This window comes from Hydrogenophaga pseudoflava NBRC 102511 (genome assembly GCF_001592285.1).
GTDB lineage: Bacteria > Pseudomonadota > Gammaproteobacteria > Burkholderiales > Burkholderiaceae_C > Hydrogenophaga > Hydrogenophaga pseudoflava.
In genome coordinates, this window is the sequence record NZ_BCWQ01000009.1 from 40,491 (window position 1) to 54,762 (window position 14,272).

General features: G+C 71.5%; 12 protein-coding genes. 3 read left to right on the forward strand and 9 right to left on the reverse strand.

Annotated features, from left to right (window positions below; genetic code table 11):
• Positions 1–24: 24 nt before the first annotated feature.
• The gene (locus tag HPS01S_RS12255) at positions 25–681 is read right to left on the reverse strand and encodes a response regulator transcription factor (protein ID WP_255284209.1); all 657 of its coding nucleotides are present in this window, start codon (positions 679–681) and stop codon (positions 25–27) included.
• Positions 660–2,645, reverse strand: a complete 1,986-nt coding sequence (locus HPS01S_RS12260) for a two-component system sensor histidine kinase NtrB (RefSeq protein WP_066156218.1) — start codon at positions 2,643–2,645, stop codon at positions 660–662. Before HPS01S_RS12260 ends, HPS01S_RS12255 begins: the two co-directional genes overlap by 22 nt.
• 21 nt (positions 2,646–2,666) lie before the next feature.
• Between HPS01S_RS12260 and HPS01S_RS12265 the strand changes: the two genes are divergently transcribed.
• The 3 genes from HPS01S_RS12265 to HPS01S_RS12275 all read left to right on the forward strand — a co-directional run bounded on the left by HPS01S_RS12265 (position 2,667) and on the right by HPS01S_RS12275 (position 7,078).
• Positions 2,667–3,689, forward strand: coding sequence for a DctP family TRAP transporter solute-binding subunit (locus HPS01S_RS12265; RefSeq protein ID WP_066156221.1), 1,023 nt, complete (start codon positions 2,667–2,669; stop codon positions 3,687–3,689).
• Positions 3,690–3,794: 105 nt separating this feature from the next.
• Positions 3,795–5,144 carry a dicarboxylate/amino acid:cation symporter gene (locus tag HPS01S_RS12270; RefSeq protein ID WP_066156224.1) on the forward strand — a complete coding sequence of 450 codons (1,350 nt, stop codon included), beginning with the start codon at positions 3,795–3,797 and terminating at the stop codon, positions 5,142–5,144.
• Positions 5,145–5,296: 152 nt separating this feature from the next.
• Entirely contained in the window at positions 5,297–7,078 is a 1,782-nt protein-coding gene (locus HPS01S_RS12275) for a monovalent cation:proton antiporter-2 (CPA2) family protein (RefSeq protein WP_066156227.1), read from the forward strand.
• Positions 7,079–7,093: 15 nt separating this feature from the next.
• Here HPS01S_RS12275 and HPS01S_RS12280 read toward each other — a convergent pair whose 3' ends face one another.
• The 7 genes from HPS01S_RS12280 to panD all read right to left on the reverse strand — a co-directional run bounded on the left by HPS01S_RS12280 (position 7,094) and on the right by panD (position 14,256).
• Positions 7,094–8,176, reverse strand: coding sequence for a TRAP transporter substrate-binding protein (locus tag HPS01S_RS12280; RefSeq protein WP_066156230.1), 1,083 nt, complete (start codon positions 8,174–8,176; stop codon positions 7,094–7,096).
• A gap of 97 nt (positions 8,177–8,273) precedes the next feature.
• Positions 8,274–9,872 (reverse strand): bifunctional hydroxymethylpyrimidine kinase/phosphomethylpyrimidine kinase, encoded by a 1,599-nt coding sequence (locus HPS01S_RS12285; protein ID WP_066156233.1) that lies wholly within the window; start codon positions 9,870–9,872, stop codon positions 8,274–8,276.
• The gene (locus HPS01S_RS12290; protein ID WP_066156236.1) at positions 9,869–10,648 is read right to left on the reverse strand and encodes a thiazole synthase; all 780 of its coding nucleotides are present in this window, start codon (positions 10,646–10,648) and stop codon (positions 9,869–9,871) included. Before HPS01S_RS12290 ends, HPS01S_RS12285 begins: the two co-directional genes overlap by 4 nt.
• 2 nt (positions 10,649–10,650) lie before the next feature.
• A complete protein-coding gene (gene bioF / locus HPS01S_RS12295; RefSeq protein WP_066156240.1) occupies positions 10,651–11,916 on the reverse strand; it encodes an 8-amino-7-oxononanoate synthase in 1,266 nt (421 codons plus the stop codon).
• Positions 11,913–12,572, reverse strand: a complete 660-nt coding sequence (bioD, locus tag HPS01S_RS12300; RefSeq protein WP_066156243.1) for a dethiobiotin synthase — start codon at positions 12,570–12,572, stop codon at positions 11,913–11,915. Before bioD ends, bioF begins: the two co-directional genes overlap by 4 nt.
• Complete coding sequence (locus HPS01S_RS12305) at positions 12,569–13,867, reverse strand: adenosylmethionine--8-amino-7-oxononanoate transaminase (RefSeq protein ID WP_255284210.1); 1,299 nt, start codon at positions 13,865–13,867, stop codon at positions 12,569–12,571. The genes bioD and HPS01S_RS12305 overlap by 4 nt, the downstream gene beginning before the upstream one ends.
• Entirely contained in the window at positions 13,864–14,256 is a 393-nt protein-coding gene (gene panD, locus HPS01S_RS12310; protein ID WP_066156245.1) for an aspartate 1-decarboxylase, read from the reverse strand. The genes HPS01S_RS12305 and panD overlap by 4 nt, the downstream gene beginning before the upstream one ends.
• Positions 14,257–14,272 lie beyond the last annotated feature (16 nt).

Here is a 14,272-nt window from a genome sequence, read left to right on the forward strand (position 1 = left end):
GCAGAAACAGAAAACGGAAGATGCTCAGTCGTCGGCGATCAGCCGGCCCATGCGGTGGGCCAGTTCCACCGCTGAGGCCACGCCGAGTTTTTCGAAGATGTTGGCGCGGTGGAACTCCACCGTGCGCTGGGCGATGCCCAGGTGGTCGGCGATGTTTTTGTTGTAGTGGCCCTGCAGCAGCTCATCCAGCACCTCGCGTTCGCGCGCGCTCAGCGCGGCCAGCGCCTGCTGGAAGCGCAGCTTCTCGCGCGCCTCGGTGTGCAGGCGCACGGCGGCCTCGCGCGCGGCCTCCACCTTGTCCACCAGCTGGTTGTTCTGGAACGGCTTTTCCAGGAAGTCCCAGGCGCCGTTCTTGACCGCGGCCACCGCCATGCCCACGTCGCCGTGGCCGGTGAGGAAGAGCACCGGCCAGGGCCAGCGGGCGGCCTTGAGCTGCTCGAAGGTGGCCAGGCCCGAGAGCGGTTCCATGCGGATGTCCAGCAGCACCACGCTGCAGGCCCGGGCCAGTTCACCCAGCTCGCCGCGCTGCAGCGCCTGCACGAAGGCGTCGCCCCCGGTCCACACGCGGGTGTGCAGGCCGCGCGAATCGAGCAGCCAGGCCAGGCCGTCGCGGAAGTCCGCGTCGTCGTCCACGATGTGGACCGGCGGGTTCGGGGGGGTCAGGGGTTCAGGGGCAGCCACAGCGTGAATTGTGCGCCGAGCAGGTCGGGGCAGTCGCTCAGGTCGATGTGGCCGTGGTGCGCTTCGGCGATGGAGCGGCAGATGGCCAGGCCCATGCCCATGCCGCCGGGTTTGTGGCTGGCGAAGGCGTCGAACACCGTGGCGCGCTGCTCGGGCGGCACGCCGGGGCCGCTGTCGCACACGCGCAGGCCGATCTGGCCGTCGCCGGTCACCAGGCCTACGCGCACGGTGGGCGGGGTACGGCCGCTGCGCGCGGCCCACTCGCCGGCGTTGAGCACCAGGTTGTGCAGGGCGTTTTCCAGCAGCAGCGCGTCGGCCGGCACGGTGGGGCCGTCGCTCCCAGGCAGGGCCAGTTCCAGCCGCACGCCCTCGGGCAGCGGCACGGCCTGCGCCACGCGCGCAGCCCACGGGGCCAGCGCCAGCGGCAGGCGCACGGTTTCCTGGCGCCGGGCGAGGGCGTTCACGCGCTGGATCACGCGGCCGGCCTTGTCGGCCATGCGCTCCATGCGCTCGACCACCGGCACGATCTCTTCGAGTGTGATGCGCTGCTCGCGCACCCGGTTGAGCAGGCCGGTGGCGAAGCTGCTGAGCGCGCCCAGCGGCTGGTTGAGTTCGTGCGCCAGGGTGGACGCCACCTCGCCCATGGCCACGAGGCGGCCCGAGGCTTCGAGCTGTTCCTGCTGGCGCGCGGCCAGGCGCTCGATGCGGCGGCGCTCGGTCACGTCCAGCACCGAGCCGACCCAGCCCACCACCTCGCCACTGGCCAGGCGCAAGGGCGCGCTGTGCGCCAGCACGTCCAGCCGCTGGCCGTCGCGGTGCTGCAGCTGCAGGGCCAGGGCCTCGGGCGCCTGTGCGGCGCGCTGCACCTGTTCGAACTCATCGCCCTGCTCGGCGGGCCAGTAGGGTGGCGTGTGGGGCGGCGGGCCGCCGTGCGCCATCAGCTCGGCCGGCGTCCAGCCCACGAGGCGGGCGAAGGCGGGGTTGACGTGCAGCAGGCGGCCGCTGGTGTCCCAGGCGCGCAGGCCCAGGGTGACCGAGCGTTCCATGGCGGTGCGCAGCGCCAGCTGGGTCTGCAGCCGGGCCTCGGCGCGCTGGCGGCGGGCGCTGTCGCGCCACAGGGCCAGCAGCGCCAGCAGCATGCCCAGCAGGCACAGCAGAGCCACGGCGAAAAAGGCGCGCGGGGCCATCGGTGGTGCGCTGTCGGTCAGTGCGACCTGCAGGCGCAGCTGCGCGCCGGGCAACTGGATGGGCGCTACAAAGTGTTGAGCGTCGCCGGCCGCAGCCGTGGCGCTTGCGCCGGCCAGCGCGACCGCGTGGTCCTGCAGGAACCAGGCGGGCAGCACGTCGGCCAGCAGGCGCTTGAGCGGCACGGCGGCCACCGCATCGCCGGTGAAGCGGCCCTGCTCGAAGTGCGGCACGGCCAGCCAGAGCCAAGCGTCGGCCCCGTCCGTCGTTTCGAAGGGGCCGGCGTATGCCGGGCGCTGCAGGCCGCGGGTGGTGTCCAGCATGGTGGCCAGGGCGGCGGCGTGTTCGGGGGCTTGGGCCGCGGCCATCATTTCGGCTGGCCAGCCACTGCGCTCGCCCGGCGCCGCGGCCGGCACCCAGCCGTGAAAGGCGATGCGGCCGGGGTTCTGCCACCAGGGGCCGTGGCGCGCGGCCACCGCGTGGTCGTCGCCGCCGTTCTGGTGGGCCTGTGCCAGCGCGGCCAGGTCGGTTTCGAGGCGGCGGAAGTGGAAGCGCAGGGTCTGGTCCAGCCACTCGGCGTCGGCGGTGCGTCGGCGGTCGGCCTCGCGCGTTTCCTCGCTGCGCAGGAACAGCCAGAGCGCCAGCGCCGACGCGGCCACCAGCAGCAGCAGCGCCACCAGCCAGCCCATCGCGCGGCGCGTCAAGGCCGCGGTCTGGCGCGTGTCCAGATCGAGCGCGTCGAGGTCGGGGGCGGGCCGCGTGGGCGTGTCGGAAGCCATGGGCCCGCTAGCATAGCCAGCATGTCTGTCGAACGCCCGTCGTCCCTGTTGTGCGCTCGCCGCCGCCTGCTGGTGGCGGCCTGTGCGGCGGTGGGGGCGCCGGCGCTGGCGGGTGCGCCGCCGGTGCTGCTGCGCTTCTCGCACGTGGTGGCGCCCGACACGCCCAAAGGCCAGATGGCGCTGCGCTTCCAGGCCCTGGTGCACCAGCGCGGAGGCGGGCGCATCCGCGTCGAGCTCTACCCGGACTCGCAGCTCTGGGGCGACGACGACGAGATGGAGGCGCTGCGCCTGGGCGCGGTGGAGATGCTGGCGCCCTCGCTGTCGAAGTTCGGCATGGCCGGGGTGCCCGAGTTCGAGGTCTTCGACCTGCCCTACCTGTTCGCCGACCTGGCCCAGGTGCGCCGCGTGACGCAGGGGGCGGTGGGGCGCGGGCTGCTGGAACGGCTGGCGCGCCAGCAGATGCGGGGGCTGGGTTTTCTGGACAACGGTTTCAAGCAGATGAGCGCCCGGCGCGCGCTGCGCACCCCCGCCGACTACCGCGGCCTGCGCGTGCGGGTGCAGGCCTCCCGGGTGCTGGGTGAGCAGATGCGCGCCCTGGGGGCGCAGCCGGTGGTGCTGCCGTTTGGCGAAACCCAGCGGGCGCTGGCCAGCGGCGTGGTGGACGCGGCAGAGAATCCGCCGAGCAACTTCCTGACCCAGGGCCTGGCCGCGCTGCAGCCGCACCTGACGCTGACGCAGCACGGCTACCTGGGCTACGCGGTGGTCACGCACCCGCGCTTCTGGGAGAGCCTGTCGCGGGTCGACCGGGCGCTGGTGGACGACGCGCTGGCCGAGGCGCTGGCGCACGGCAACCGGCTGGCCGAGGCGCTGGACCGCCAGGCCCTGGCGACCCTGCGCCAGACCCCCGGCCTGCGGTTGCACGCGCTGGGCGCGGCCGAGCGCGAGGCACTGCGCCGCCACCTGCGGCCGGTGGTGGACGGCTTCGGGCGCAGCGTGGGGGCGGGGCTGCTGCGCGACGTCCAGCGGGCCATCGGCAGCGGCTGAACCGCCCGGTACGTAGTTCTACGACTGTTGAACGCCACAGTTGGCGCGCGGCGGGGGGCTGCGTATCGTCCCGCATCCCCCAAAACAGCCCCACGGAGACACGCCATGGCTGCAACCGCCGAGCGCAAGCCGCTCTACAAATCCCTCTATGTCCAGGTCCTGGCCGCCGTCACCATCGGCGTGCTGCTGGGCCACTTCCACCCCGAACTGGGGGAGCAGATGAAGCCGCTGGGCGACGCCTTCATCAAGCTGATCAAGATGATCATCGCGCCCATCATCTTCTGCACCGTGGTGGTGGGCATCGCCGGCATGGAGGACATGAAGAAGGTCGGCAAGACCGGCGGCCTGGCCCTGCTGTACTTTGAAATCGTGTCCACGCTGGCGCTGGTCATCGGTCTGCTGGTGGTCAACTTCGTGCAGCCCGGCAACGGCATGCACGTGGACGCGTCCGCGCTGGACACCAAGGCGATCGCCGCCTACACCGAGCCCGGCAAGATGAAGGGCACGGTCGACTTCCTGATGGGCGTGATCCCGACCTCGGTGGTGGACGCCTTCGCCAAGGGCGACATCCTGCAGGTGCTGCTGTTCTCGGTGCTGTTCGGCTTCGCGCTGCACAAGTTCGGCGGCCGCGGCACCCTGGTGTTCGACTTCATCGAGAAGTCCTCGCACGTGCTGTTCGACATCGTCGGCATCATCATGAAGGTGGCCCCCGTCGGTGCCTTCGGCGCCATGGCCTTCACCATCGGCAAGTACGGCATCGATTCGCTGTTCTCGCTGGGCAAGCTCATGGGCACCTTCTACCTGACCTGCCTGATCTTCGTGTTCGGCGTGCTGGGCCTGATCGCGCGCCTGCACGGCTTCTCCATCGTCCGGTTCATCAAGTACATCAAGGAAGAACTGCTGATCGTGCTGGGCACCTCGTCCAGCGAATCGGTGCTGCCGCGCATGATGGAGAAGATGGAGAACCTGGGCGCCCGCAAGTCGGTGGTCGGCCTTGTGATCCCCACCGGTTATTCGTTCAACCTCGACGGCACGTCCATCTACCTGACCATGGCCGCGGTGTTCATCGCCCAGGCCACCGACACGCCCATGACCCTGGTGCAGCAGCTGACCCTGCTGGCCGTGCTGCTGCTCACCTCCAAGGGCGCGGCCGGCATCACCGGCAGCGGCTTCATCGTGCTGGCGGCCACGCTCTCGGCCGTGGGCGGCGTGCCGGTGGCCGGCCTGGCGCTGATCCTGGGCATCGACCGCTTCATGAGCGAGGCCCGCGCCCTGACCAACCTGGTGGGCAACGGCGTGGCGACCCTGGTGGTGGCCAAGTGGACCGGCGACCTGGACATGCAGCGCCTGAACGAAGGCCTGGCCCACCCCACGGCCCAGGAAGCCGACGACCCCGAGGCCATCCTCGACCAGCAGGTGGCGCACATGGCAGTGGCCGCCGACGCGCCACGCTGAGCGGGGGCATGCCGGTCGACCACCCGGTCCCATGAGCTTTGCGTCACACTAGCGCGGCAGTCGACGACTGTTTCGTTCCAATCTGACGAGGAGGCGTGCCATGCACGTGGCGATGGTGGGGGTCGTTGTGGCAACTCTTGCGGGCTGGACTCATGGCGGCTGAAGCAAGTTCGGGCAGCCTGATCCAGGTGGTGACCCTGCTGGGCGCGGCGGTGGTGGTCGTGCCCTTGTTCAAGCGCCTGGGCCTGGGCTCGGTGCTGGGTTACCTGGCCGCGGGCCTGGCCATCGGCCCGTTCGGTGCTGGCCTGTTCACCGATCCGCAGAGCATCCTGCACACCGCCGAGCTCGGCGTGGTGATGTTCCTGTTCGTGATCGGACTGGAGATGCGGCCCTCGCACCTGTGGAACCTGCGCCGCTCGATCTTCGGCCTGGGCAGCCTGCAGGTGGTGGTGTGCGGCGCGCTGCTCACGCTGGTGGGGGTGGCGTTCGGCTTCTCGTGGCCGGTGTCCTTCATCAGCGCCATGGGCTTTGTGCTGACCTCCACCGCCATCGTGATGCAGCTGCTGGGCGAACGGGGCGACCTGGCGGCGCCGCGCGGACAGAAGATCGTGGCCATCCTGCTGTTCGAAGACCTGCTGATCGTGCCGCTGCTGGCGCTGGTGGCCTTCATGGCCCCCCCTGTCGCCGGTGAGGTGGTGGCCTCGGCGGGCGCGCGCTGGACGGCGGTGGGCATGGCCCTGGCCGCCATCGGCGTGCTGGTGGCGGCCGGCCTGTGGCTGCTCAATCCGCTGTTCCGCGTGCTCGCCAACGCCAAGGCGCGCGAGGTCATGACCGCCGCCGCGCTGCTGGTGGTGCTGGGCTCGGCGCTGCTGATGCAACTGGGTGGCCTGTCGATGGCCATGGGCGCATTCCTGGCCGGTGTGCTGCTGTCGGAATCGACCTTCCGTCACCAGCTGGAGGCCGACATCGAGCCTTTCCGTGGTCTGCTGCTGGGGCTGTTTTTCCTGGGCGTGGGCATGTCGCTCGACCTGGCGGTGGTGGCTCAGAACTGGCCGCTCATCGTCTCGGGCGTGCTGGCGCTGATGGTGGTCAAGGCGCTGTGCATCTACGGCGTGGCGCGTCTGGCCAGAAGCTCGCACATCGACGCGCTGGACCGCGCGGTGCTGATGGCCCAGGGCGGTGAATTCGCCTTCGTGCTGTTCGCAGCGGCGCTGGCCGCCAAGGTGATCGACCCGGTGGTCAATGCCAACATGACCGCCATCGTGGTGCTGTCCATGGCGCTCACGCCGCTGACGGTGCTGCTGCACAAGCGTTTCGCCCGCCAGGCCGTGGTGTCGATGGACGGTGTGGAGGCGGTGGGCGAGCGCACCGCCAGCGTGCTCATCGTCGGGTTTGGCCGTGTCGGCCAGATCGCCAGCCAGGGTGTGCTGGCGCGCGGGGCCTCTCTGACCATCATCGACAACGACACCCAGGTGATCCGCGACGCCGAATCCTACGGCTTCAAGGTCTATTACGGCGACGGCAGCCGCCCCGACGTGCTGCATGCGGCCGGTGCGCACGCTGCCAGCGCGGTGCTGGTGTGCATCGACGACCGCGCGGCGGCCACGCACATCGCCGAGATTGCCAGGGACGCCTGCCCGCAGGCGCGCGTGCTGGTGCGGGCCTTCGACCGCGAACATGCGATCGAGCTGTCCAGGGCTGGTGCCGACTTCTTCGTGCGCGAGACGTTCGAGTCGGCCATGCTGCTGGGCCGCGAGGCGGTGATCGCCACCGGTGCGAGCGCGGAAGAAGCCGACGAGGTCATGGCCGAGGTGCGCCGCCGCGACGCCGGCCGCTTCGACCTGGAGCTGGCCGGCGGCCTGTTCGCCGGCCGGGCCCTGGTGTTGCGCAACATGGCGAACAAGGACGCCGCCCATGGCGGCGTCACTGGCTGAGCCGTCAGGCCGGGTTCAGAGCTTGAGACCGGCGATGTAGCTGTCGTAGCGCCACTCGGAGAACTTGCTCCACAGCACCTGGTCGCGCTGGAAGGCGCGCATGTCCTGGTGGATCTTCTTGAACTCGGGCGACTTGGCCTCGTGCTCGGCGAACACCTCCATCGACGCCTTGTAGCCGGCGTCCATGATGGACTTGTCGAAGGCGCGCAGCTTGGTGCCGGCGGCCACCAGGCGGCGCAGGGCGGCCGGGTTCTGGGCGTCGTACTTGGCGGTCATGTCGCGGGCGGCCACGGCGCCGGCGGCACGCACGATGGCCTTGTTCTCGGCCGACAGCGCGTCGAAGGCCTTCTTGTTGATGAAGAACTCCAGTTCGGCGCCGCCTTCCCACCAGCCGGGGTAGTAGTAGTTCTTGGCGACTTTGTGGAAGCCGAGCTTTTCATCGTCGAACGGACCGACGAATTCGGTGGCGTCCAGCGTGCCTTTTTCCAGCGCCTGGTAAACCTCGCCCGCGGGCATGTTCTGCGCCACCACGCCCAGCTTGGTCATGGCCTCGCCGAACAGGCCGCCGCCCATGCGCATCTTCAGGCCCTTGAGGTCGGCCGCCGACTTGATCTCCTTGCGGTACCAGCCGCCCATCTGGGTGCCGGTGTTGCCCGCGCTCATGGAGGTGATGTTGTACTCGGCGTAGAACTCGTCCATCAGCTTGCGGCCGTTGCCGTGTTCCATCCAGGCGTCCATGTGGCGGGCGGTCAGGCCGAAGGGCACCGCGCATCCGAAAGCGAAGATCGAGTTCTTGCCGGTGAAGTAGTAGGACGCGGTCTGCGCCATCTCGATGGTGCTGTTCTGCAGCGCATCGACCACGCCGAACGGCGGCACCAGCTCGCCCGCCGCGTGCACCGACACCTCGAACTTGCCACCCGAGAGGGCCTTGACGGTTTCCGAGAACTTCTCGGCCGAACCGAAGATGGTGGGCAGCGACTTGGGGAAGCTCGACGCCAGGCGCCAGCGCACGGCGGCCTGGGCGTGCACGGCGGGGGCCGCGCCAGCGGCGAGCACGCCCGCGATGCCGGCGTGTTTGATCAGGGAACGACGATCCATGGTTTTCTCCGGGATGAAAAATGCCGGTGCCCCGGGGCGTCTGGCGCCCCGGTCGCCCGGCGGTTGGCAAACCCGTGAACCTTACCAGAGAGATGGGCTAACCCTTATCACCTACCGGACGCTGGCATGGGCCGGACAGCGAGGGGTGTGGCAGGGTCGGCACCGGGTGTCGTTGTGCGGCGGCCCGCCCCTCGGCCCAGGCACTGCGCCAGGCCGACAGCGTCTGCGATGGCTCGTCGCCCAGGCCCCGCACCACGCAGCCGCCGGCCGCGCCTGCGGCGGCCACCGCGCGCAGCTGCGGCGGATCGAGGACGCCGCCGATGCCCACCACCGGCGCCGGCGCCATGTGGGCCCACCAGGCCAGGTTGTCCAGGCCCTGGGGCCGCCAGGGCATGTCCTTGGTGGTGGTGGGCCAGACCGGGCCGCAGGCGATCAGGTCGGGCTGCAGCGCGGCGGCGCGGCACAGCTCCCAGAGACTGTGCGAGCTCAGGCCCAGCTGCACGCCCGCCTCGCGCGCCGCCTGCAGCGCCGCGTGCTCGTCGGGGCCGAGTGCCAGCAGGTCTTCCTGCCCCAGGTGCAGGGCGCGGGCACCGGCGTGCAGTGCGGTCTGCCAGTGGTCGTTGACCACGAGCGTGACGCCGGCCGCGTCGGCCGCGTGCTGGGCGCGGGCGATGGCGGCGTGCAGCTTCGTGGCCCAAGCGCCGTCGTCCAGGCCCGACGGGCGTTTCATGCGCAACTGGATCGTGTCCACCGTGGGCGTGGCGCGCAGCACCGCCTCCACGCGTTCGGCGCTGTCGACGATGGCGTAGACACCGGGGTCGCGGCTGCGCGCCTTCGAGGGCCTGTCGGTCGGTGCCTGTGCGCCGACCGACAGGCGCGGCAGCAGCGAGGGGGCGGTGGCGAAGCCCTCCCGGGCCACCACCGGTCCGGCGCCGCGCCCCACGGCGCGTGCGTGGCGCAGCGCGTGCGTGGTCGCCATCTTGGCCAGCACCGCGGCGTCGGCCGCCACAAAGCCGAGCGCCAGGGCGGCGGCCAGTGAGGTGGCGAACGTGCAGCCGGTGCCGTGGTGGTGCGGCGTGTCCACCCGCGGCAGCGTCAGCCAGCCGCGGGCGTGCGGCGTGTCGATCCAGTCGTGCGACAGCCCGGGCGTGGCGGCGTCGCCGCCGGTGACCACCACCGCCTGCACGCCCTGCCCACGCAGTGCCGAGGCCATGGCCGGCACACCGCTGTCGCCGTCCGGGCCGAGCAGCAGCACTGCCTCGTGCTGGTTGGGGGTGATCGCGGTGGCGCGGGGCAGCAGCTCGTCGCGGTAGACCTGCATCAGCGCCTCGTCCACGAAACCGGCGCCGGTGCTCGCGCGCAGCACCGGGTCGATCACGAAGGCCAGCGGTGCGCGCGTGCGCAGCCGGTCCACCCAGCGCGCGACCACCCGCGCGTTGGCGGCGCTGCCCAGCAGGCCGGTCTTGATGACGGCGGGCGGCATGTCCTCGGCCAGCGCGGCCAGCTGGGCGTCCAGCAGATCGGGCGGCACCGCGTCGATGCGGGTCACCGCGGTGGTGCTCTGCGCCGTGACGGCGGCGACCACCGGGCACAGGTGCACGCCGAAGGCATCGGCCGCGCGCTGGTCGGCCGCCAAGCCTGCGCCGCCGCCGCTGTCGGTGCCGGCGATGCTCCAGAGGATGGGGGGCGTGTTCATGCGATCAGGAATGGGTGTCCGCTGACCGGGGTCGAGGCCACGGCCATGTCCTGCGGCGCCATCACGCCGGCCTCAAAGGCGGTGCGCCCCGCCTCGATGGCCAGGCCGAAGGCGCGCGCCATGCGCACCGGGTCCACCGCCTGGCTCACGGCGGAGTTCAGCAGAACCGCGTCGAAGCCCAGCTCCATGGCCTGCGCCGCGTGCGAGGGCGCGCCGATGCCAGCGTCCACCACCAGCGGCACGCCGGGAAGGCGCGCGCGCAGGGTGCGCAGCGCGAACGGGTTGATCAGGCCCTGGCCCGAGCCGATGGGGGCGCCCCAGGGCATCAGCACTTCGCAGCCGGCGTCCAGCAGGCGCTGGCAGGTCACCAGGTCGTCGGTGCAGTAGGGGAAGACCGCGAAGCCGTCCCTGATGAGCTGCGCCGCGGCCTCCACCGTGCCCCAGGGGTCGGGCTGCAGGGTGTGTTCGTCGCCCACCACTTCGAGCTTGATCCAGCGCGTGCCGTAGAGCTCGCGCGCCATGTGCGCCAGGGTGATGGCCTCGCGCGCCGTGCGGCAGCCGGCGGTGTTGGGCAGCAGGCGCACGCCGCTGTTCACGATGCCGGCGACGAAGCCGTTGTCGCCGGCCGCGGCCAGGGTGCGCCGCAGGCCCACGGTGACGACCTGCGTGCCGCTGGCCGCGATGGCCTCGCGCAGCACCTGGGGCGAGGGGTAGCCCGCGCTGCCCAGCAGGAAGCGGCTGGCGAGTGCGGTGCCGTAGACGGTGAGGGTGCTCATGTTCAGGCTCCTGGCAAGGACGCTGCGGGCATGGGTGCGGGCTTGGATGCCGATGCGGGGGCGAGCCGGTCCAGCGCCTGGACCAGCCGGTGGATGTGCTCGTCGGTGTGGGCGGCCGAGAGCGCGATGCGCAGCCGCGCCGTGCCCTCGGGCACGGTGGGCGGGCGGATGGCCGGCACCCAGATGCCTTGTTCGCGCAGGCCTTCCATCACGGCCAGTGCCTCGGCGTTGCCACCGATCAGCAGCGGCTGGATGGGCGTGTCCGAGTGGCCGAGCTGCCAGCCGCTGCGCGCCAGCACCGGTTGCAGGCCCTCGCGCAGCTGGGCGATCAGGCGCCGCAGCTGCGCACGGCGGTCGTCGCCCTGTTCAATCAGGCGCAGGCTGCTGCGCAGCGCGCAGGCCAGCAGGGCGGGGGCGGCGGTGGCGAAGATGTAGCTGCGCGTTTTCTGCAGCAGCCATTCCACCAGGTCGTCCGGTCCGGCCACGAAGGCGCCGGCCACGCCCGCGGCCTTGCCCAGCGTGGCCATGTAGAGCACGCGGCGCGAGGCGCTGTCGCCGGTCAGGCCCACGGCGGCCAGGCTGCCGCGCCCCTGCGGGCCGCAGACGCCGAAACCGTGCGCGTCGTCCAGCAGCAGCAGGGCGTCGTGTTGTTCGCACAGCGCCAGCAGCGCGGGGATGTCGGCCACATCACCGTCCATGCTGAACACCGCATCGCTGATCACCAGCTTGCGGCGGGCCGTGCTGGCGGTGAGCTGGCTCGCGAGGTCGGCCAGGTCGGTGTGGGCGAAGCGGTGGATGCGCGCCCGCGAGAGCCGCGCGCCGTCGATCAGGCAGGCGTGGTTGAGCGCGTCCGAGAAGATCGCATCGCCGTCGCCCACCAGGGCCGGCACGATGCCGATGTTGGTGGCGTAGCCGGCGTAGAAGTAGAGCGCGCGCGGCAGGCCCACGAAGGCGGCCAGCTCGCGCTCCAGCGCCTCGTTGGCGGTGCTGTGGCCGCTGACCAGGGGCGAAGCGCCAGCGCCGACACCGAAGGACCTTGCGCCTTCGCAGGCCGCGTCGGCCAGGTCGGGGTGGCCGGCGAGGGCCAGGTAGTCGTTGCTGCAGAAGGCCAGCATCTCGCGCCCGTCCACGCGCAGCACGGCGCCTCCCGCGCTGTCGCCCGCGGGTTCGACCGCGCGGCGGCGCCGGCGCAGGTGGGCGGCGTCCAGGGCCGCGATGCGGGCGGGGATCTCGTCGAGCCAGGAGCTGGCGGATGGTGTGTGTGTCATGGCAGTTCGATGGGCACCGTGCGGAAGTCCGGTGCGGCGCTGTGCGCGATGTCGGCCAGCAGCGGCGCACCCAGGCGCTGGCGCAGGAAGGCGATGTTGTCGTCCGCCGCTGCCATGCCCGGGTCGATGCGGTTGGCCACCCAGCCGGCCAGCGGCAGGCCGCGCGCGCGGATGGCCTCGGCGCTCAGCAGCGCGTGGTTCAGGCAGCCCAGGCGCAGGCCCACGACCAGCAGCACCGGCAGGCCCAGGGCCTGGGCCAGGTCGGCGCCGGTGTGTTCGGGCGAGAGCGGCACCAGAAAGCCGCCCGCGCCCTCCACCACCATGGCGTCGGCGTGCTGCGCCAGTTCGCGCTGGCAGGCCACCAGGTGGTGGATGTCGATGCGGGTGCCTGCGCGCTCGGCCGCCAGGTGCGGCGAGAGCGGGTCGGGCAGGCGCACCGGGTTGTCCAGCGCGGGCGGCACCCGCACGGTGGAGGCCGCGCGCAGGGCGATGGCGTCCTCGCTGTCCCAGCCGTCCTGCGTCTGAACCAGGCCCGCGGCCACCGGCTTCATGCCCACCACGCGCGGGTGGCGGCGTGCCATCGCGTGCAGCAGCGCACAGCTCACGAAGGTCTTGCCCACGCCGGTGTCGGTGCCGGTCACGAAGAAGGCGGTCATCGGGGTTCCTCGCTGAGGGTGGCCTCCAGCGCGGCCAGCGCGCCGTGGGCCAGGTGCTGCATCGCTTCGTCGTCCAGCACATAGGGCGGCATGAAGTACAGCGTTTTGCCGATGGGTCGCAGCACCAGGCCGCGCGCCAGGGCGTGGCCCTGGTAGCGGCGCGCGAAGTCGGGCAGTGGCGTCTCGATGTCCCAGGCCCAGATCATTCCCTGGCGCCGGGCGTGCCGCACCCGCGGGTGCGCGGTCAGGGGTGCCAGCAGCGCGTCCAGCGCCTGTGCAGTGCGGCGGTTGCGGGCCAGCGCGTCTTCCTGTTTGAACAGGTCCAGCGTGGTCAGCGCGGCGCGGCAGGCCAGCGGGTTGCCGGTGTAGGAGTGCGAGTGCAGGAAGCCGCGCGCCACGTCGTCGTCGTAGAAGGCGCTGTACACCGCGTCGGTGGTCAGCACCGCCGACAGCGGCAGCGTGCCGCCGGTCAGGCCCTTGGACAGGCACAGGAAGTCGGGCCGGATGCCCGCCTGCTCGTGCGCGAACAGGGTGCCGGTGCGGCCGAAGCCGGTGGCGATTTCGTCCACCACCAGGTGCACGCCGTGACGGTCGCACAGCGCACGCGCCTGGCGCAGGTAGGCCGGATCGTGCATGGCCATGCCGGCGGCGCACTGCACCAGCGGCTCCACGATCAGCGCGGCCGTGGTCTCGTGGTGCTGCGCCAGCCAGTCGGCCAATGCATCTGCGGCGGCGTCGGCCCCGATGCCGCGCCGGTCGGGGCTGGGCACGGTGGCGGCCAGCCGCACCAGCGGCGCGTAGGCCTCGCGGAACAGGGCGATGTCGGTCACGGCCAGCGCGCCCACGGTTTCGCCGTGGTAGCCGCCGGCCAGGCCGACGAAGCGGCTCTTGGCCGGGCGCCCACTGTTGCGCCAGAAGTGTGCGCTCATCTTGAGCGCGATCTCGGTGGCCGAGGCGCCATCGCTGGCGTAGAAGGCGTGGCCCAGGCCGGTCAGCGCCGACAGCCGCTCCGACAGCTCCACCACCGGCGCGTGGGTGAAGCCCGCGAGCATCACGTGGTCCAGCGTGGCCATCTGGTCGGCCAGCGCGGCGCGCATGGCTGGGTGGCTGTGGCCGAACAGGTTGACCCACCAGGAGCTGACCGCGTCCAGGTAGCGGCGGCCGTCGGTGCCGTACAGCCACGGCCCCTCGGCGCGCGCGATGGCCACGGGCGGCAGGGCCTCGTGGCGCTTCATCTGTGTGCAGGGGTGCCACACGCTGCGCAGGCTGCGCTGCGCCAGGTCGGCGGTGTTCACTTCGCCTGTTCCTGTGCCTGCACCGGCACGTGGTCGCGCGAGCCGTTCGCGCGGTTGTGCTCGTCGACAAACACCAGCTTGGGCTTGTGCGTGGCGACCTGGTCCTCGTGCACCTGCGCGAAGGCCGCAATGATGAGCAGGTCGCCCGCCGAGGCGCGGCGCGCGGCCGAGCCGTTGACCGAAATCATGCCGCTGCCGCGCTCGCCCTTGATGGCGTAGGTGATGAAGCGCTCGCCGTTGTTGATGTTCCAGATGTGGATCTGTTCGTTCTCGGCGATGTTCGAGGCCTCCAGCAGGTCTTCGTCGATGGCGCAGGAGCCTTCGTAGTGCAGCTCGCACTGGGTCACCGCGACGCGGTGGATCTTGGACTTGAGCAGGGTGCGGAACATGGTGGGGTCTCCGGGT

Bases quoted from the DNA above. Each gene is read 5' to 3' on its own strand.
- HPS01S_RS12260 (WP_066156218.1), bottom strand. From the start codon at position 2,645: ATGGCTTCCGACACGCCCACGCGGCCCGCCCCCGACCTCGACGCGCTC.
- HPS01S_RS12265 (WP_066156221.1), top strand. From the start codon at position 2,667: ATGTCTGTCGAACGCCCGTCGTCCCTGTTGTGCGCTCGCCGCCGCCTG.
- HPS01S_RS12270 (WP_066156224.1), top strand. From the start codon at position 3,795: ATGGCTGCAACCGCCGAGCGCAAGCCGCTCTACAAATCCCTCTATGTC.
- HPS01S_RS12275 (WP_066156227.1), top strand. From the start codon at position 5,297: ATGGCGGCTGAAGCAAGTTCGGGCAGCCTGATCCAGGTGGTGACCCTG.
- HPS01S_RS12280 (WP_066156230.1), bottom strand. From the start codon at position 8,176: ATGGATCGTCGTTCCCTGATCAAACACGCCGGCATCGCGGGCGTGCTC.
- HPS01S_RS12285 (WP_066156233.1), bottom strand. From the start codon at position 9,872: ATGAACACGCCCCCCATCCTCTGGAGCATCGCCGGCACCGACAGCGGC.
- HPS01S_RS12290 (WP_066156236.1), bottom strand. From the start codon at position 10,648: ATGAGCACCCTCACCGTCTACGGCACCGCACTCGCCAGCCGCTTCCTG.
- bioF (WP_066156240.1), bottom strand. From the start codon at position 11,916: ATGACACACACACCATCCGCCAGCTCCTGGCTCGACGAGATCCCCGCC.
- bioD (WP_066156243.1), bottom strand. From the start codon at position 12,572: ATGACCGCCTTCTTCGTGACCGGCACCGACACCGGCGTGGGCAAGACC.
- panD (WP_066156245.1), bottom strand. From the start codon at position 14,256: ATGTTCCGCACCCTGCTCAAGTCCAAGATCCACCGCGTCGCGGTGACC.